This window comes from Streptomyces sp. NPDC017225 (genome assembly GCF_044331465.1).
Classification (GTDB): domain Bacteria; phylum Actinomycetota; class Actinomycetes; order Streptomycetales; family Streptomycetaceae; genus Streptomyces.
Map to the genome: position 1 here is coordinate 366,168 of NZ_JBIRNE010000003.1, position 15,901 is coordinate 382,068.

The following is a 15,901-nucleotide window of genomic DNA, read 5'->3' on the forward strand; positions in this document are numbered from 1 at the left end:
GGGCTGACAACGTCGTCGGCATGAAGCGAATCGACGGCAACCCCCCGGCCGCGGGCAGCGCGGTCACCGTGCGGGGGCTGGTCAAGCACTACGGCGAGACCAAGGCGCTGGACGGCGTCGACCTGGATGTGCGCGAGGGCACCGTGATGGGTGTGCTCGGGCCGAACGGGGCCGGCAAGACCACCCTCGTCCGCATCCTGTCCACCCTGATCACGCCCGACGCCGGCCAGGCGCACGTCGCCGGCTACGACGTCGTACGACAGCCGCGGCAGCTGCGGCGGGTGATAGGACTCACCGGGCAGTACGCGTCCGTGGACGAGAAGCTCCCCGGCTGGGAGAACCTCTACCTGATCGGCAGGCTGCTCGACCTGTCCCGCAAGGACTCGCGCGCACGGGCCGACGAGCTGCTGGAGCGGTTCTCGCTCACCGAGGCCGGCAAGCGGCCCGCGGCCACCTACTCGGGCGGCATGCGGCGGCGGCTGGACCTGGCGGCCTCCATGATCGGCCGCCCGGCCGTCCTCTTCCTCGACGAGCCCACCACGGGCCTGGACCCGCGCACCCGCAACGAGGTGTGGGAGGAGGTCAAGCGCATGGTCGGCGACGGCGTCACCGTGCTGCTCACCACCCAGTACATGGAGGAGGCCGAGCAGCTCGCCTCCGAGCTGACCGTCGTCGACCGCGGCAAGGTCATCGCCAACGGCGGCATCGAGGCGCTGAAGGCCAAGGTCGGCGGGCGCACCCTGCGCGTCCGGCCGGCCGACCCGCTGCAACTGCGCCCGCTCGCCGCCTCCCTGGACGAGCTGGGCATCACCGGGCTCGCCGGCGCGACCGTGGACGCGCGGCACGGTGCCGTCCTGGTGCCGATCCTCAGTGACGAGCAGCTGACCGCCGTGGTCGGCGCGGTCACCGCGCGCGGCATCACGATCGCCTCCATCACCACCGAACTGCCCAGCCTGGACGAGGTCTTCCTGTCTCTCACCGGCCACCGCGCCAGTGCCCCGCAGGATCCCGCGCCCGCCGACGCCCGCGAGGAGGTCGCCGTATGAGCGCCACCACCACCACCGAGACCCCGGCCTCCGCCGCTCCCGCTCCGGTGCCCGTGCCGCTGTCCGCCGACGCCCGGATCTCGGTGCGCGGGCATCTGCGGCACACGAGCGCGCTGGTCCGCCGCAACCTGCTGTGGATCCGGCAGGACCCGGAGTCGATGTTCGACGCCGTCCTGTTCCCGATCGTCTTCACACTCCTGTTCGTGTACGTCTTCGGTGGCTCCATCGGGCAGTCGCTGGGCGGCGGGCAGCAGGCTTACGTGCAGTACGTCATCCCCGGCCTGATGGCCATGATGGGCATGAACATGGCCCAGGGGGTCGGCACCGGCTTCAACCAGGACTTCAACTCCGGTGTCATGGACCGCTTCCGGTCCCTGCCGATCGGGCGCGGCTCGGTGCTGTTCGCCAAGATCGCCGTCGAGCTGCTGCGGATGCTGTTCGCGACCGTGGTGCTGATGGTCGTCGCCCTGCTCGTCGGCTTCGACATCACCAACTGGGCCGGCCTGCTGGCTGCGATCGGGCTGTCCGCGGTGTTCGGTTCGGCGCTGATGTGGGTGTTCATCACCCTCGGCGTGATCATGAAGAACGCCCAGTCCGTGCAGGCGATGGGCTTCCTGGTGCTGATGCCGCTCCAGTTCGGCTCGTCGATCTTCGCGCCGACCGACTCGATGCCGGGCTGGCTGCGGTCGTTCACCGACTACAACCCTCTCTCCGCCCTCGCGGACACCGCGCGCGGGCTGATGGTGGGCGGCCCCGTCACCCACGACCTGTGGGTGACGCTGGCCTGGTCGGCGGCCCTGACGGCGGTGATGGCGCCGGTCGCCATCCACAAGTTCCGTACGAAGAGCTGATCACGCCCGCGTCGGCTGAGCCACGTACGCGTCAGACGAGGGCGACGGCCTCCTCCGCGGAGAGACCGGCGCCCTCGGCGTACGCAGCGTCGTACGCCTCGGTGCCGAGCGCCGCGCGGACCCGCTCGACGGCCCGGATCTCCGCGTCCCGTTCCAGGCCCGTCGCGATGTGGTGGGGCGGCAGCATCGCGTCGGCGGCGCCGAGGCACCGTGCGGCGTCCGTGGCCCGGCGCCCGCCGTCCACCCGGGCCAGCGCCATCGCGGCGATGGTCAGGTACGCGGACCGCATGTGCGGGGCCACGGCCTCGGACAGCGGGTCACCGGCCCGTGCCAGCGACTCCCGGATCCTGGCCAGGGACTCCTCGTGCCGTTCCTCCAGCGTCGCGATCCAGGCCTCGGCGGCGAGGATGAAGGCGTCGAAGACGACGAAGTGCGCGATGGAGAACTCCTCGCGCAGCAGCCTCAACTGCTCGCCGGCCTCGGCGGTCCGGTCGGTCATGCCGAGCCACCCGGCGAGGAACAGCCGGGCGGCGGGCATCGCGGCGTTGTGGCCCCTCCCCGCCGACCGGTCGATCACGTCGCGCAGGAGGCGCTCGCCCTCCTCGGTGTCGCCCGCCTCCAGCAGCACGCTGCCGAGGCGGGCGCCGAGGACGTCCACCTGGGCATGTGCGCCGAGCCGTTCGGCGTGTTCCGCGGCGGCCCGGTAGTCGGCGGCGGCGAGCAGGTACTCGCCCTTGCGTTCCCGGGCCTCCGCGCGGGCGGAGAGGGCCTCGGCGGTGCCCCAGGCGTCACCGAGGCGGCGGTAGATCTCCAGCGCCTCGTCGGCGTCGCGGGCCGCGTCGCCCGCCCAGTCGGTGCGGTTGGCGAGCGCGTTGGCGCGCATCTGCAGACTGCCGGCCAGCTCCCACTCGTATCCCGGCGTCTTTCGGCAGGTGCGCACGGCGGCGTCCATGATCTCGCGCAGCCGCTCGACGTCGCCGGTGAGCATCACCGCGAAGAACCAGAGCAGGCCGGGGCTGGCGCAGGTCTGCGGCATGCCGGGCTCGTAGGTGTCGGCGATGGCCCGCAGTTTCCGCTGGGCGGACGGGGTCTGCCACTTGTCCAGCTCCGTGTCCATGCAGGCGAGGTGGGCCAGGTGCACGCCACGCCGGGCCTCGGCGAGGACCTCGCCGGTCATCGGCGGCGGGGCCGCCGTGCACCGCTCCCACACCGGCTCCGCGCGGCGGACCGGTTCGGTGAAGGGGTCGGGGCCGAGGGTCATGACCGCGCCGAGCCAGTTCCGGGCCTCCACCCGCAGGTCTCGCATCTGCCAGTACCAGACGAGCGACAGCGACAGGCTCAGCGCCTCCTGCTCGTCGCGCGCGGCGACGGCGTGGCGCAGGGCGGTGCGCAGGTTCTCGTACTCGCGCTCCAGTCGCCCGATGGCGGTGAGTTGCTCGGTGCCGCGCAGCAACCTGTCGGTGGTGCGGGCGACTTCACGGTAGTGCATCAGGTGCGCGCGCTCTGCCCCGGCGCGTCCGCCGGCCTCGTCGAGGCGTTCGCCGGCGTACTCGGCCACGGTCTCCAGGAGCCGGTAGCGCATGCCGTCGCTTCCGGACGGCGCGGCCACCACCAGGGACTTGTCGACCAGGGAGCCGAGGGCCTCCAGTGCGGCGGGCCCGCACACCGCCTCGGCGGCGGCGAGGTCGCAGCCGCCCGCGAAGACGGACAGGCGTCCCAGTACGTCCCGTTCGTCCTCGTCGAGCAGGTCCCAGGACCAGTCGACGACCGCGCGCAGCGTCTGCTGGCGGGGCAGGACGGTGCGGCTGCCGGAGGTGAGCAGGCGGAACCGGTCGTCGAGGCGGCCGGCGATCTGGCGCGGGGTGAGCACGCGCAGCCGGGCGGCGGCCAGTTCGATGGCCAGCGGCAGCCCGTCGAGTCGTCGGCAGATCTCCGCGCAGGCGGCCGCGGTCTCCTCGTCGGCGTCGGTGCGGAAACCGGGGCGGGCGGCGGCACCCCGGTCCGCGAGCAGCCGCAGCGCGGCCGGCTCCGGCAGCGGCTCCACCGGGCGCAGCACCTCGCCCGGTACACCGAGGGGTTCGCGGCTGGTGGCGAGGACGGTCAGGTTCGGGCAGCGGGCGAGCAGTTCCTCGGTGAGGCGGGCGGCGGCGTCGACGACGTGCTCGCAGTTGTCGAGGACGATCAGCATGCGGCGCCGTCCGCAGTGCTCGACGAGACGCTCGACGGCGGTGTCCTGACGGTCGACGGTGGCCAGCCGCTCGGCGACGGCCCGCATCTCCTCGGCGCCGGCGCCGTACAGCACGGTCTCGCGGGCGCCGACGGCGGTCAGCACGGCCTCCGGTACGGCACCGGGGTCGTCGACGGGGGCGAGCTCGGCCAGCCACACGCCGTCCCGTGCCGTGTCCCCGGCGCCCTCGGCGGCCTCCTGCGACAGCCGGGTCTTGCCGGCGCCGCCGGGTCCGAGGAGGGTGACCAGGCGTGTGGCGGCCAGGTCGGCGCGCAGGGCGTCCAGGTCGGCGTCCCGGCCGACGAAGGAGGTGAGCCGGGCGCGGAGGTTGCCACGGGGGCGGGGCGCCACGGCAGGGGCGTCCGGGGGTGCGGAGGGCGTGAGGGCCGTGAGGGGCGCGGATGCCGAGGAAGTCGGGGATGTCGGGGGTATCGGGGGATTGAGCAGTGCCGCGTGCAGCGTCCGCAGTTCGGGCCCGGGGTCGGTGCCGAGCCGGTCCGCGAGCAGCCGGCGTACGGCCTCGTAGGCGGCCAGCGCCTCGGCGGTGCGGCCGGTGTCGCGCAGGGCGCGCAGCCGCAGGGCCTGGAGGGGCTCGTCCAGGGGGTGTCCGTCGCACAGCGCGGTCAGCTCGGGCAGGGAGTGCTCGGCCTGCCCGAGGTCCAGGGCGGCGGTGTGGCGGGCACGCAGGGCGTCCAGGCGCCGGGTCTCCCAGCGGGCCGCCCCGGCGGTGCGGTCGGGCAGGTCGGCGAGGGCGGGGCCGCGCCACAGGGCGAGTGCGTCGTCGAGCACGACGGCCGCCTTGGCGGGGTCGCCGTCGGCGAGGGCGCGGGTGCCCTCGCCGACCAGCCGGTCGAAGAGGTGCAGGTCGATGTCGTCGGGGACGGCGGTGAGCCGGTAGCCGCCGTCGGCGGAGGCGACCGCGTCCGCGCCGAGCGTCCGGCGCAGCCGACCGACCAGTGCCTGCAACGCGCCCGGCGCGTCGGCGGGCGGGTCGCCGTCCCACACCTCCTCCACCAGCAGCCCCGTGGGCACGGCGCGGCCGGGCCTGAGGGCGAGCACGGTCAGCAGCGCGCGCAGCCGCGCACCGCCGACCGGGACGACTGTGCCGTCGGGGCGGATTGCCTGCGTGGTGCCGAGGATGCGATAGCGCACGGGTCCATTGTCCCCGGTGCCGTCGGAGCCGGTCACGGGGTTTTGGCGGCGCGGCGTGTGGCGCCGTGACTCCGAGGCGCTCCCGCACCGCCGTCGGGGCGCCGTCGGGACCGTGCCCGTAGGTCCCACCGGTTCTCCGGAGCCCCGCACCCGCCCGCGGAGCCGCGCACCCGCCCGCCCACGGACCTTTCCGCCCGTGCCGCGGAACCTCACGCCGCCCGCGAGACGTTCTCCCGGTGCGCCCGGTACGGTCGGGCAGTCCCACCGACCCCGGTCCGATCCCGGTTCGCCCCGGTCGGGCCCCGGTCCGGTCCCGGTCCGGCCCGCGGGTCCCATGTGTGTCCGACAGCCAGGGAGTCCCATGACCAGCGCCACCGCCCGCCCCAGTGACCGGCGGATCAGTCCGGTGTTCCTCGGGATCGTCGCCGTCGCCGCGGTCACGGGCTGGGCCACCTGGACCGGGTTCGCCGAGCAGCCGGGCGTCGCCGTGTTCCTGTTCGTGACGGCCGCGTGGGTCGTGTCGCTGTGCCTGCACGAGTACGCGCACGCCCGCACGGCGCTGCACAGCGGCGACATCTCGGTCGGCGCGAAGGGCTATCTCACGCTGAACCCGGTGAAGTACACGCACGCGCTGCTGAGCATCGTGCTCCCGGTGCTGTTCGTGATCATGGGCGGTATCGGTCTGCCGGGCGGGGCCGTCTTCATCGAGCGCGGGCGGATCCGGGGCCGCTGGCGGCACAGCCTGATCTCGGCCGCGGGCCCGCTGACGAACGTCCTGTTCGCCGTGGTGTGCACGGCCCCGTTCTGGCTGGACGCGCTGGACGGCGTGCCGCGCGACTTCCGGATCGCGCTGGCTTTCCTGGCGCTGCTCCAGGTCACGGCCGCGATCCTGAACTTCCTGCCGGTGCCGGGCCTGGACGGCTACGGGGTGATCGAGCCGTGGCTGTCGTACAACGTCCGGCGGCAGGTGGAGCCGCTCGCGCCGTTCGGACTGCTGATCGTCTTCGCGCTCCTGTGGATCCCGGCGCTCAACGGCGTCTTCTTCGACGCCGTCGACGCGATCCTGCGCGGCCTCGGGATCAGCGAGATCGACACCTACTGCGGCTTCGAGCTGTACCGCTTCTGGCAGACGGACGAGCTGTGCTCGGTCGTCGGCTGACGCCCCTCAGCCCGTGACGGACGTGGCGCGGCGGGCGTCCCGGCCGCGCTTGACGTAGTACCAGCACATGTTGGACGACACCCCCGACAGCAGCACCCACACGACGCCGATCAGCACGCTGCCCCGCACGAAGGAGACGACGGCGGCGGCCACGGCGAGTACGCAGACGGCCAGGGCGTAGAGGGCGAGACGGGGCATGGTGCGGGCTCCTGTCGGGGGACACGTGCGGGTACTGCGGCGAACACGGGCGGTACGGGTACCGTTCCGGCACCCACCAGTGTCCCCCATCGCCTCACACGTCGGTGACGCGGAGCCCGGCGTGTGCCTTGTAGCGGCGGTTGACGGAGATCAGGTTGGCGACGAGCGACTCGACCTGGTGGGCGTTGCGCAGCCGCCCCGCGAAGACGCCGCGCATCCCAGCGATGCGTCCGGCGAGGGCCTGCACGATCTCCACGTCGGCCCGCTCCTCGCCCAGCACCATGACGTCGGTGTCGATCTCGTCGATCTCCGGGTCCTGGAGGAGGACGGCGGACAGGTGGTGGAAGGCGGCGGCGACCCGGCTGTCCGGCAGCAGGGCGGCGGCCTGCTCGGCGGCGCTGCCCTCCTCGGGCTTGAGCGCGTAGGCGCCCTTCTTGTCGAAGCCGAGCGGGTTGACGCAGTCGACGACGAGCTTGCCGGACAGTTCCTCGCGCAGGGACTCGAGGGTCTTGCCGTGGCCGTCCCACGGCACGGCGACGATCACGATGTCGCTGCGGCGGGCGGTCTCCGCGTTGTCGGCGCCCTCGACGCCGTGCCCGATCTCCTCGGCGGCGGCCTCGGCGCGCTCGGCGGCGCGCGAGCCGACGATCACCTTCTGGCCGGCCTTGGCGAGGCGGTAGGCGAGGCCCTTGCCCTGCGGGCCGGTGCCGCCGAGCACGCCGACGACGAGTCCGGAGACGTCGGGCAGGTCCCAGGGGTCCTTGGCGGGGGCCTTCTGTGCAGCACTGTCGGTAGAGGTCATGGGCCGACCCTACGTCCGCCCCGGCCGCCCGGCGGGTCCAGGTCTCACCCGGTGCCGGTGCGTTCCCGGGCCGTCCTCACCCGGCCCCGGCCGTCCTCACCCGGCCCGGCTGTCCTCCAGCCGTCCCCGGTCGGGCGAATCCGGGGCGAACCCCGGGCCGCGCGGACCGGGTTGCGGCAGTATGCGGCCCATGGACGCCGTACGGGTCGCGCTGTTGCGGGAAGTACTCGCCGGGACCGAGTGGCTGGGGGCCACCCGGAGGTTCGCGGGGGCGCTACGGGGGTCCGTGGTCCCGCACGGGGGCGGGCTGCTGCTGGTGGGCACCGCCGGGTACGAGCCCTGGCATCTGGCGGCGCACCTGGTGGACGAGGCCGCCTGGTCGGGGACTCCGGGGCTGGCCCCCACGCTCGTACGGCACGACGCGCGCCCGTCGGACCCGGCGCATCTCGCGGTGGGCCTGGGACGGCTGGCGGCGGCCCGGCGCGGGGAGACGCTGCTGGTGGTGACGCCCGACGATCCCGGCGCCCCGCTCCTGGAGCGGGTGCACGACGCCCGCCGGGCCGGCGCGACGGTGCTGGCGCTCGGCACGGGCGAGCGGGAGCTGACGGCCATGGCGCACGAGACGCTGACCGTGCCGGACGGCGCCGAGCTGGACCTGGACACGGTGCAGCACCTGGTGAGCGCGGCGGCCGGGGAGAACGCGGTGCCCCCGTCCCGGGGCCGCCACCGCTTCCGGGACCGTCTCTCCCGCCTGGCCGACCAGCTGACGGCCCCGCCACCGCCCCGCTGGTGACCGGACGTCGCCCCGGCCGTCAGTCGTCGACCGCGCGTCGCCCGGCCGCACATCCTCGTCCGCACGTCGCCCCGGCCGTCAGGTCTCGTCCGCGCGCCCCGTGGCGGAGGGGTCGTGCGAGTCGTGCCACTTCGGGTCGTTCTCCCATTCGAGGTTTCGCTCGCGGGCGGTCTCCATCGCGTGCTCGGCCTCCGTGCGGGACGCGTACGGCCCGAAGCGGTTCTTTCCCGGACAGTCCGGGCCCTCCTCGACCTTCCGGTGCTCCAGGCAGTAGTACCACTCGCCCGGTTTTCCGACGGTGCGCTTCTTGAACAAGGCCATGACCGGCTCCTTTCGTCCACCTGCCGGGGACATGCTCTCGTATGCCCGCTGGTTAGACTCGCTGACATGTCTGGCCAGTCGCTGCTCGTACCAGGGGAGCTGTCTCCCACCCGTTCCGTACCCGGAAACATCCGTCGGCCCGAGTACGTCGGCAAACCCGCGCCGACGCCGTACACCGGGCCGGAGGTGCAGACGCCCGAGACGATCGAGGCGATGCGCGTGGCCGGCCGGATCGCGGCGCGGGCGATGGAGGAGGCCGCGAAGATCATCGCGCCCGGTGTGACGACCGACGAGCTGGACCGGGTGGCACACGCGTACATGTGCGACCACGGCGCCTACCCCTCGACGCTCGGCTACCGCGGTTTCCCCAAGTCCCTGTGCAGCTCGGTCAACGAGGTCATCTGCCATGGCATCCCCGACTCCACGGTGCTGCGCGACGGTGACATCGTCAACCTCGACGTGACGGCGTACATCGGCGGTGTGCACGGCGACAACAACGCGACCTACCTGGTCGGTGACGTGGACGAGGAGAGCCGGCTGCTGGTCGAGCGCACCCGCGAGTCGCTGGCCCGCGCGATCAAGGCGGTCAGGCCGGGCCGGCAGATCAACATCATCGGCCGGGTCATCGAGTCGTACGCCAAGCGGTTCGGGTACGGGGTGGTGCGGGACTTCACCGGTCACGGGATCAACTCGTCGTTCCACTCGGGACTGATCGTCCCGCACTACGACAGCCCGCACGCGACGACCGTCATCCAGCCCGGGATGACCTTCACCATCGAGCCGATGCTGACGCTCGGGACGCACGAGTACGACATGTGGGACGACGGCTGGACGGTCGTGACGAAGGACCGGAAGCGGACGGCCCAGTTCGAGCACACGCTGGTGGTGACGGACTCGGGGGCGGAGATCCTGACGCTGCCGTAACGCCGCCCGCCCGTACCGGTCCAAAGGTTCGCAGGCAGGATTCGAAGGCCCGCTCTCCTCGGAGGGCGGGCCTTCTCGTGTCCGGGTACGCTTTTACCGACAGGGCGTCGGAAAAGTATTGACTTAGGTAAGCCTAACCATAGAAAATCGGCCCCATGGACTCCTTCTCGACCCTCATCCGCACGGCCTCCCACGAGCAGCACGTGGAGGCGGAGACCTCCACCTTCATGAGCGACCTGCTCGGCGGCCGGCTCGGCGTCGACGCGTACGCGCGCTACACCGAGCAGCTGTGGTTCGTCTACGAGGCCCTGGAGGCCGGTGCCGGCCGGCTGGCGTCGGATCCGGTGGCCGGGCCGTTCGTGCGGCCGGAGCTGATGCGGCTGGCCTCGCTGGAGCGGGACCTGGCACACCTGCGCGGCCCCATGTGGCGCACGGGACTGACGGCCCTGCCCGCGACCGAGGCGTACGCGGCCCGGGTGCGCGAGTGCGCCGAGCAGTGGCCGGCCGGGTACGTCGCCCATCACTACACGCGCTACCTCGGCGACCTGTCCGGCGGGCAGATCATCCGCGACAAGGCGGAGCGGACGTGGGGCTTCGCCAAGAAGGGCGACGGGGTCCGCTTCTACGTCTTCGAGGAGATCGCCAACCCGGCCGCGTTCAAGCGCGAGTACCGCGAGCTGCTGGACGGCATCCACGCGGACGACCTGGTCAAGCAGCGGGTCGTCGCCGAGTGCAAGCGGGCCTTCGCACTGAACACGGCGGTCTTCCAGGGGCTGGGCGAGGAGTTCCCGCTCTCGGCGTGACTCCACGAGGAGGCGCCGGGAACGCGGCCGGCTCCCGGCGCGCTCCCGGCGCTCACTCCCCAGGGCCGGCGTCGGCGTCAGCGTTCCAGGTACACCCGTCCGCCGATCTCCGTCCAACCCTGCGGCTGCGGTGCGGTCAGGATCTGTGAGCCCGTTCCCTGCGTGATGTTCAGGGCGCGTCCCAGCCGGTCGGTGAGCAGGAGGGCGGCGGCGCCCGTCGCCTCGTCCTCGTCGATGCCGTCGTCCCGTCCCGGGAAGGCACGGGCGCGGACACGGCCCGCCGGCTCGTCGTCCCAGGCCCAGGCGTAGACCCACTCCCCCTTCGGCGGCACGGCGAGGTCGTCCACCTCGGCGACGGTGGCGTACTGGCGCAGGGTGCGCGGGGGCACCCACTCCGCCCGCGCCTCGATCCAGCAGAACTCCCCGTCCTGCCGGGCGCCCACCACTCCCGCCGGGGTGACGAGTTCGGGCACGTCGAGCAGCCAGGCCGTGCCGACGCAGGGGTGGCCGGCGAACGGCAGGCGCAGGGTGGGCGTGTAGATGTCGACGACGCCGCGCTCGGGGTCGTCGACGAACACGGTCTCGCTGAAGCCGAGTCTCGCGGCGAGCTCCTGCCGCTCGGCCCGGTCCGGCAGCACGGAGCCGTCCCGGACGACACCGAGCTCGTTGCCGTATCCGCCGTTCGGCGCGCAGAAGACGCGCAGTACGTCGTAGTCAGTCACCGGGGCATTCAATCAAGCGTCACTCCGACGGCGGGCCGGGGCGGCCCCGGACGGCTAGGTCCAGCGGCCCGGCCGTCCCTTCCCTCACCGCCTGCCTACGCCTGCCTACGTACGTCTACTCCTGCGTCCGCCGCTTGCGTGCCGCGAACACCGCGCCCGCGCCGATCGCGACCGCGGCGCCCGCCGCCGCGCCCAGGGCCGGGCCCGGGAGGTCCGCGCCGGTGGAGGCCAGGCTGCCGCCACCGAGCGCGCCGCCCATGGACCGCCGGATCGTCTCGGTCGAGGACGGCGTACTCCTCAACTACGGCCCGCGCACCGACCAGGTGCTGAAGTCGGTCGTGGCCCAACTGTACGCCGAGAACGGCGAGAACGGCGCAGGCAATGACGGCAGTGAAGGCGGCGACCGATGACCGTACTGGACAAGCGGGCCCACCCCCGGACGCCCGCCGAGCCGCCCCCGTCCACGCCCCCGCCGCGCGGCCGACGCGCCGTCCCCTGGCTGCTGACCGCATCCCTTGCCGCCGGTCTCCTCGTCCTCGTCCCGGTCCCGGCCGGTACCGGCGCCTACCCGGTCCAAGTCGGCGACGTACTCGGCTCGCTGCTGCACCGGGCCGGGCTCGGCGGTACGGAACTGGACCGGGTCGCCGAGTCGGTGCTGTGGAACGTGCGGTTCCCGAGGATCGTGCTGGCGCTGCTCGTCGGCGCCTCCCTGGGCTGCGCGGGCGCGCTGATGCAGGGCGTGTTCGGCAACCCGCTCGCCGAGCCGGGGGTCATCGGCGTCTCCTCGGGCGCGGCGGTCGGCGCGGTCGCCGCCATCGCGTTCGGCCTGAACTTCCTCGGCAACTGGACGGTGTCCGTCTTCGCGTTCGTCTCCGGCCTGGTCACCGTCCTGGTGGTGTACGCGATGTCCCGCTCGGGCGGCCGTACGGAGGTCGTCACGCTGATCCTCACGGGCATCGCGGTGAACGCCTTCGCGGGCGCGTTGATCGGCCTGTTCCTGTTCTTCGCGGACACGGCGGCGGTCAACCAGATCACCTTCTGGCAGCTGGGCTCGCTCGCCCAGGGGACCTGGCCGAAGGTGCTGGCGGTACTGCCGTGCGCGGCGGCCGGTCTCGGGCTGGCCCCGCTGTACGCCCGCCGGCTCGACCTCCTCGCGCTCGGCGAACGCCCGGCCCGGCACCTGGGTGTGGACGTGGAACGGCTGCGGATCGTACTGGTCCTGGTGATCGCGCTGCTGACCGCGGCGGCCGTGAGCGTGGCCGGGGTGATCGGCTTCGTCGGACTCGTCGTCCCGCATCTGCTGCGGATGGTGGCGGGCCCCGGGCACCGCTTCCTGATCCCGGGCAGCGCCCTGCTCGGCGCGCTCGTGCTGCTCGCCGCCGACCTGGCCGCCCGTACGGTCGCGGACCCCGCCGAGCTGCCGCTCGGGTACTGACGGCGCTGCTGGGCAGCCCGTTTTTCTTCTGGCTGCTGCGTCGTACCCGGCGCAGGCAAGGGGGTTGGGCATGAGAGGCGTCAACTGCCTCCCCCTGAAGGGGGAGGCTTGCAGGCAGAGAGGAACGTGGTGCTGATGTCCCCCTATGGAACCCTGCGTCCGGAACGCCTATGGCGTTCTGGGGCGGTTGACTGCGCCCCGCTGCCACGCAGCATCGGCCCGGTGGGCGATGTTGCGGGAGCCGTTATGGTCCGCGTGCAGGACGATCCCGCAGGACCGGCAGGCGAACCGTGCTTGATCCACTCTGTTCGAGCGGTGGGTGTGCCAACACTCGGAGCACTGGCGGGAGGTGTTGCGCGGGTCCACATGGACCACAGCAACACCCGCCCGCTTGGCCTTGTACTCGACAAAGGCGCCGAGCTGGGCGAAGGCCCAGGAGTGCAGTCGTGCCCGCTGGTCTTTCCTGGCCGTAACCCTCTGCCGAATACCGGTCAGGTCTTCCAGACCGATACCCCGCGAGGTGCGTTCAGCAGTGTGCACGAGCTTCTTGGCGATGATGTGGTTGCGCTGGGTGGCGTACCGGGCTTCCTTGCGCCGCTGGCGCTTGAGGACACGAGCCGCGCTTTTGGTGCGCTTCTTCTGGAGCTTGCCGCGCAGGTCGCGCTTACGCTGCCGGTACCGGTTCACCTGACGGCTGGACATGGTCTGGCCGTCCGAGGTGGTGGCGATGTTCATGATCCCGAGGTCCACCCCGAGGAAGCCGTCAGGCTCAGAAACCTCGGGTTCGGGGATGTCAATGGTGGCGATGAGGAAGAACATGCCGTCCCGCATCACCAGGTCGGACTCGCCCTTGCGCTGCGCGAGGAGCCGCATCGCCTCCGGGGAGCAGTCGAACGGGATGCCCTTGAGCCGACCGGCCACCGTCCAGACCGACACCGTCTTGGTGCCCAGGTTCCAGGTCAGCATCCGGTCATCGAACGGTTGCGCCGACGTCTCACGGAAGCGGATGGGCTTCGACTCGGCCTTGATCCGTCGCTTCGAGCCCTCGGGGCCGTAGTTCCCGGCCCGAAGGTTCGCCTTGAACGTGGCGTAGGCGTCGCACACCTTCTTTACCGTGCGCACAGCGGCCTGTGCCCCGAGATCGAAGTCAGCCTTGATCCGGTGGTACACGGCCTCTTGCAGCACGTTCCGGCGTTTGAGGTCCTTCGCGAACGCCACCTGCGAGGCCGCGTTCGCGGCCCGGTTGCAGGCACGCAGGGTCGCCGCCAGTGCGCCCGCGTCATGCGCGGACGCAGGCAACAACTTCACCTGCACAGTTATCTTCACGCAAGTGACACTAGTAACGCCTTGATCGACGATTCAACTCGTGGGCCTCTGCGGCAGTCCGAGGTCAACGGCGATCCGCCCTGGCGGCGGATCGCCGCTCCTTGCCCTGCTCCGCAGGAGCTTCGATTCCTCCCCGCCCTAAAGGACGGGGCATCCTCGAAGGAGACAGGTGAAGCTGCGGGGGAAACTGGCGCGGCTGGTGCCGCCCCGCCCGGTGCCGCCGTCCCCGGCCGCGCCCGGCGACGTCCTCGCCGAGGCCGACGGCCTGCGCGTCCGCCTCGGCGGGCGGCCGGTCCTGGACGGCGTGGGCGTCACCGCCCGCGCGGGTGAGGTGCTCGCCCTGGTCGGTCCCAACGGCGCGGGCAAGTCCACCCTGTTGGGCGTCCTGGCCGCCGACGTCCCGGCCACCGAGGGGGCCGTACGCGTCCACGGCCGCCCGGTGGCCGAGTGGTCCGCGCCCGAACTCGCGCTGCGCCGGGCCGTGCTGCCGCAGTCGGCGTCGCTGTCCTTCCCGTTCCCGGTCGAGGAGGTGGTCCGGATGGGCCGGGCGCCCTGGGCGGGGACCGGGCTGGAGGACGAGGACGACGCGGCGGTGGTCGAGGCGATGGCGCGCACGGAGGTGGCGGGCTTCGCCGGGCGGCCGTTCTCCGCGCTCAGCGGCGGCGAACGGGCCCGGGTCGCGCTCGCCCGCGTGCTCGCGCAGCGAACTCCCCTGCTGCTGCTCGACGAACCGACCGCGGCACTGGATCTGCGCCACCAGGAACTGGTACTGCGGCTGTGCCGGGAGCGGGCGCGGGCCGGGGACGCGGTGGTCGTCGTACTGCACGACCTCTCGCTGGCGGCGGCGTACGCGGACCGGGTCGCGATCCTGCGCGCCGGCCGGGTCGCGGCCGACGGGCCGCCGGCGGAGGTCCTCTCCGAGGGGCTGCTCTCCGAGGTCTACGACCAGTCGGTGGAGGTACTGCCGCACCCGCGCACGGGGGCGGTGCTGGTCGTCCCTCACCGTGCGCCGTGACGGGAGGTCACGGTGTGGCCGCTGTACCCGGTCCCGGCGTCCGGTCGCCACCTCGCCCCGGTAGGGTTCGCCTCCGGGAAGGGGAAGGTGAAGGAACCTGATGAGCAGGGATCGCGGCCCTCGTAGGCCCCGCAGGCTTGGCACGTGCGCGCTCATATCCGCCTCGGTGACCACTTTGTCGGTCACGGCGAGCGGCTGCGTCGTGGTGCACGGCGAACGCGAGGTGCTCCCGGCGACCACCCGGGCCGAGGCCGCCAAGGCGCTCCAGGAGTTCACCTCCGCGTACAACGCGGCCGACAAGGCCTTCGACGCCTCCCTGGACGCCGAGCACACCACCGGCGCGCTCGCCGCCATCGACTCGGCGCGGCTGAAGGCGGGCCTGGCCAACAACCCGGACGGCAACGCGTCGCACACGCCGCTGGAGCTGACGGACGCGGAGTTCACCATTCCGAAGAAGGCGGGCTGGCCTCGCTGGTTCGTCGCGGACGCCAAGGGCAACAAGGGCGGCGACGCGCGCTGGCTGCTGGTCTTCACCCGCGACGGCCTGGAGGAGACCTGGCAGGCGGCGTACCTGACGCTGGTCGCCCCCGACAAGATGCCCGAGTTCCGGACGGACCGGGACGGCTGGGCCGAGGCCGTCCCCGCGAACTCGACCGACCTGGCCGTTCCTCCCGCCGACCTGAGCAAGGGCTACACGACGTACCTGAAGGACGGCGGCGAGACCTTCGCGGACGGTGCCCACACCAGTTCCTGGCGGGAGCTGCGAGAGAAGCGGTCGATCCGCCCCGGCCTGGTCACCCAGTACATCGACGAGCCGCTGACGAACGGCGACTACGCGCCGCTGGCGCTGCGCACGCGGGACGGCGGCGCGCTGGTGTTCTTCAGCACGCGGCACTACGAGAAGCAGACCGCCGCGCAGGGTGCGTCCGTGCCCACGCCGAACAAGGACGTGCTGGCGCTGACGGACGGCGAGATCAAGCAGTCCCTGACGATGGAGTTCGTCTCCAACGAGGTCGCCCTCGACCCGGCGGGCGGCTCGGGGGGCGGTTCCGGGGACGGTCAGGTCTCGGTCCTGGGGCGGGTCCAGGGGCTGACGTCGGCGAAGGGCGAGTAGCCGCCGGTGACGC

Annotated in this window: 15 protein-coding genes and 3 pseudogenes; 11 read left to right on the forward strand and 7 right to left on the reverse strand. The window is 72.6% G+C overall.

Features of this window, described 5'->3' with window-relative positions; translation table 11 throughout:
- Positions 1-20: 20 nt before the first annotated feature.
- Together ACH4NX_RS08875 and ACH4NX_RS08880 are read left to right on the forward strand one after the other, a co-directional pair.
- Entirely contained in the window at positions 21-1,046 is a 1,026-nt protein-coding gene (locus ACH4NX_RS08875; protein ID WP_351388570.1) for an ATP-binding cassette domain-containing protein, read from the forward strand.
- Positions 1,043-1,897 carry an ABC transporter permease gene (locus ACH4NX_RS08880; protein WP_398127777.1) on the forward strand — a complete coding sequence of 285 codons (855 nt, stop codon included), beginning with the start codon at positions 1,043-1,045 and terminating at the stop codon, positions 1,895-1,897. The genes ACH4NX_RS08875 and ACH4NX_RS08880 overlap by 4 nt, the downstream gene beginning before the upstream one ends.
- A 31-nt stretch (positions 1,898-1,928) precedes the next feature.
- On the opposite strand, the gene ACH4NX_RS08885 is transcribed toward ACH4NX_RS08880, so the two are convergent.
- Complete coding sequence (locus tag ACH4NX_RS08885) at positions 1,929-5,276, reverse strand: AfsR/SARP family transcriptional regulator (protein WP_398127778.1); 3,348 nt, start codon at positions 5,274-5,276, stop codon at positions 1,929-1,931.
- A gap of 361 nt (positions 5,277-5,637) precedes the next feature.
- Between ACH4NX_RS08885 and ACH4NX_RS08890 the strand changes: the two genes are divergently transcribed.
- The gene (locus ACH4NX_RS08890) at positions 5,638-6,435 is read left to right on the forward strand and encodes a site-2 protease family protein (protein WP_351388561.1); all 798 of its coding nucleotides are present in this window, start codon (positions 5,638-5,640) and stop codon (positions 6,433-6,435) included.
- A gap of 6 nt (positions 6,436-6,441) precedes the next feature.
- Here ACH4NX_RS08890 and ACH4NX_RS08895 read toward each other — a convergent pair whose 3' ends face one another.
- Positions 6,442-6,633, reverse strand: a complete 192-nt coding sequence (locus ACH4NX_RS08895; RefSeq protein ID WP_351388558.1) for a hypothetical protein — start codon at positions 6,631-6,633, stop codon at positions 6,442-6,444.
- A gap of 94 nt (positions 6,634-6,727) precedes the next feature.
- Positions 6,728-7,435: an NADPH-dependent F420 reductase gene (npdG, locus tag ACH4NX_RS08900; protein ID WP_351388556.1), complete on the reverse strand. Its 708-nt coding sequence runs from the start codon at positions 7,433-7,435 to the stop codon at positions 6,728-6,730.
- 190 nt (positions 7,436-7,625) lie between these two features.
- On the opposite strand from npdG, the gene ACH4NX_RS08905 reads away from it, so the two are divergent.
- Positions 7,626-8,228: a hypothetical protein gene (locus ACH4NX_RS08905; RefSeq protein ID WP_351388553.1), complete on the forward strand. Its 603-nt coding sequence runs from the start codon at positions 7,626-7,628 to the stop codon at positions 8,226-8,228.
- 78 nt (positions 8,229-8,306) lie between these two features.
- On the opposite strand, the gene ACH4NX_RS08910 is transcribed toward ACH4NX_RS08905, so the two are convergent.
- Positions 8,307-8,549 (reverse strand): hypothetical protein, encoded by a 243-nt coding sequence (locus tag ACH4NX_RS08910; protein WP_351388550.1) that lies wholly within the window; start codon positions 8,547-8,549, stop codon positions 8,307-8,309.
- A gap of 66 nt (positions 8,550-8,615) precedes the next feature.
- On the opposite strand from ACH4NX_RS08910, the gene map reads away from it, so the two are divergent.
- Together map and ACH4NX_RS08920 are read left to right on the forward strand one after the other, a co-directional pair.
- On the forward strand, positions 8,616-9,473 hold the full coding sequence (gene map / locus ACH4NX_RS08915) for a type I methionyl aminopeptidase (RefSeq protein WP_351388549.1): 858 nt from the start codon (positions 8,616-8,618) through the stop codon (positions 9,471-9,473).
- A 155-nt stretch (positions 9,474-9,628) separates the two neighbouring features.
- On the forward strand, positions 9,629-10,276 hold the full coding sequence (locus ACH4NX_RS08920; protein ID WP_351388546.1) for a biliverdin-producing heme oxygenase: 648 nt from the start codon (positions 9,629-9,631) through the stop codon (positions 10,274-10,276).
- Positions 10,277-10,353: 77 nt separating this feature from the next.
- On the opposite strand, the gene ACH4NX_RS08925 is transcribed toward ACH4NX_RS08920, so the two are convergent.
- Together ACH4NX_RS08925 and ACH4NX_RS08930 are read right to left on the reverse strand one after the other, a co-directional pair.
- On the reverse strand, positions 10,354-10,998 hold the full coding sequence (locus ACH4NX_RS08925) for a PhzF family phenazine biosynthesis protein (protein WP_398127779.1): 645 nt from the start codon (positions 10,996-10,998) through the stop codon (positions 10,354-10,356).
- Positions 10,999-11,113: 115 nt separating this feature from the next.
- Positions 11,114-11,257, reverse strand: coding sequence for a hypothetical protein (locus tag ACH4NX_RS08930; RefSeq protein ID WP_351388542.1), 144 nt, complete (start codon positions 11,255-11,257; stop codon positions 11,114-11,116).
- On the opposite strand from ACH4NX_RS08930, the pseudogene ACH4NX_RS08935 reads away from it, so the two are divergent.
- Positions 11,256-11,408 (forward strand): annotated as a pseudogene (locus ACH4NX_RS08935) (ABC transporter substrate-binding protein); the annotation flags it as partial. The gene ACH4NX_RS08930 and the pseudogene ACH4NX_RS08935 overlap by 2 nt on opposite strands.
- Positions 11,405-12,507, forward strand: a pseudogene (locus ACH4NX_RS08940) (FecCD family ABC transporter permease). The pseudogenes ACH4NX_RS08935 and ACH4NX_RS08940, both read left to right, overlap by 4 nt.
- 94 nt (positions 12,508-12,601) lie before the next feature.
- Here ACH4NX_RS08940 and ACH4NX_RS08945 read toward each other — a convergent pair.
- Positions 12,602-13,759, reverse strand: coding sequence for an RNA-guided endonuclease InsQ/TnpB family protein (locus tag ACH4NX_RS08945; protein ID WP_398127780.1), 1,158 nt, complete (start codon positions 13,757-13,759; stop codon positions 12,602-12,604).
- Between the two features lie 175 nt (positions 13,760-13,934).
- Here ACH4NX_RS08945 and ACH4NX_RS08950 point away from each other — a divergent pair, with 175 nt between their 5' ends.
- From ACH4NX_RS08950 to ACH4NX_RS08960, 3 genes and pseudogenes are all read left to right on the forward strand, one after another.
- A complete protein-coding gene (locus ACH4NX_RS08950) occupies positions 13,935-14,774 on the forward strand; it encodes a heme ABC transporter ATP-binding protein (protein ID WP_398127815.1) in 840 nt (279 codons plus the stop codon).
- 3 nt (positions 14,775-14,777) lie between these two features.
- Positions 14,778-14,900 (forward strand): annotated as a pseudogene (locus ACH4NX_RS08955) (iron transporter); the annotation flags it as partial.
- The gene (locus ACH4NX_RS08960) at positions 14,875-15,888 is read left to right on the forward strand and encodes a hypothetical protein (protein WP_351388537.1); all 1,014 of its coding nucleotides are present in this window, start codon (positions 14,875-14,877) and stop codon (positions 15,886-15,888) included. The pseudogene ACH4NX_RS08955 and the gene ACH4NX_RS08960, both read left to right, overlap by 26 nt.
- Positions 15,889-15,901 lie beyond the last annotated feature (13 nt).

Coding starts and splice junctions, on each gene's coding strand:
- ACH4NX_RS08875 (WP_351388570.1), top strand. CDS start 21: ATGAAGCGAATCGACGGCAACCCCCCGGCCGCGGGCAGCGCGGTCACC.
- ACH4NX_RS08880 (WP_398127777.1), top strand. CDS start 1,043: ATGAGCGCCACCACCACCACCGAGACCCCGGCCTCCGCCGCTCCCGCT.
- ACH4NX_RS08890 (WP_351388561.1), top strand. CDS start 5,638: ATGACCAGCGCCACCGCCCGCCCCAGTGACCGGCGGATCAGTCCGGTG.
- ACH4NX_RS08895 (WP_351388558.1), bottom strand. CDS start 6,633: ATGCCCCGTCTCGCCCTCTACGCCCTGGCCGTCTGCGTACTCGCCGTG.
- npdG (WP_351388556.1), bottom strand. CDS start 7,435: ATGACCTCTACCGACAGTGCTGCACAGAAGGCCCCCGCCAAGGACCCC.
- ACH4NX_RS08905 (WP_351388553.1), top strand. CDS start 7,626: ATGGACGCCGTACGGGTCGCGCTGTTGCGGGAAGTACTCGCCGGGACC.
- ACH4NX_RS08910 (WP_351388550.1), bottom strand. CDS start 8,549: ATGGCCTTGTTCAAGAAGCGCACCGTCGGAAAACCGGGCGAGTGGTAC.
- map (WP_351388549.1), top strand. CDS start 8,616: ATGTCTGGCCAGTCGCTGCTCGTACCAGGGGAGCTGTCTCCCACCCGT.
- ACH4NX_RS08920 (WP_351388546.1), top strand. CDS start 9,629: ATGGACTCCTTCTCGACCCTCATCCGCACGGCCTCCCACGAGCAGCAC.
- ACH4NX_RS08930 (WP_351388542.1), bottom strand. CDS start 11,257: ATGGGCGGCGCGCTCGGTGGCGGCAGCCTGGCCTCCACCGGCGCGGAC.
- ACH4NX_RS08960 (WP_351388537.1), top strand. CDS start 14,875: ATGAGCAGGGATCGCGGCCCTCGTAGGCCCCGCAGGCTTGGCACGTGC.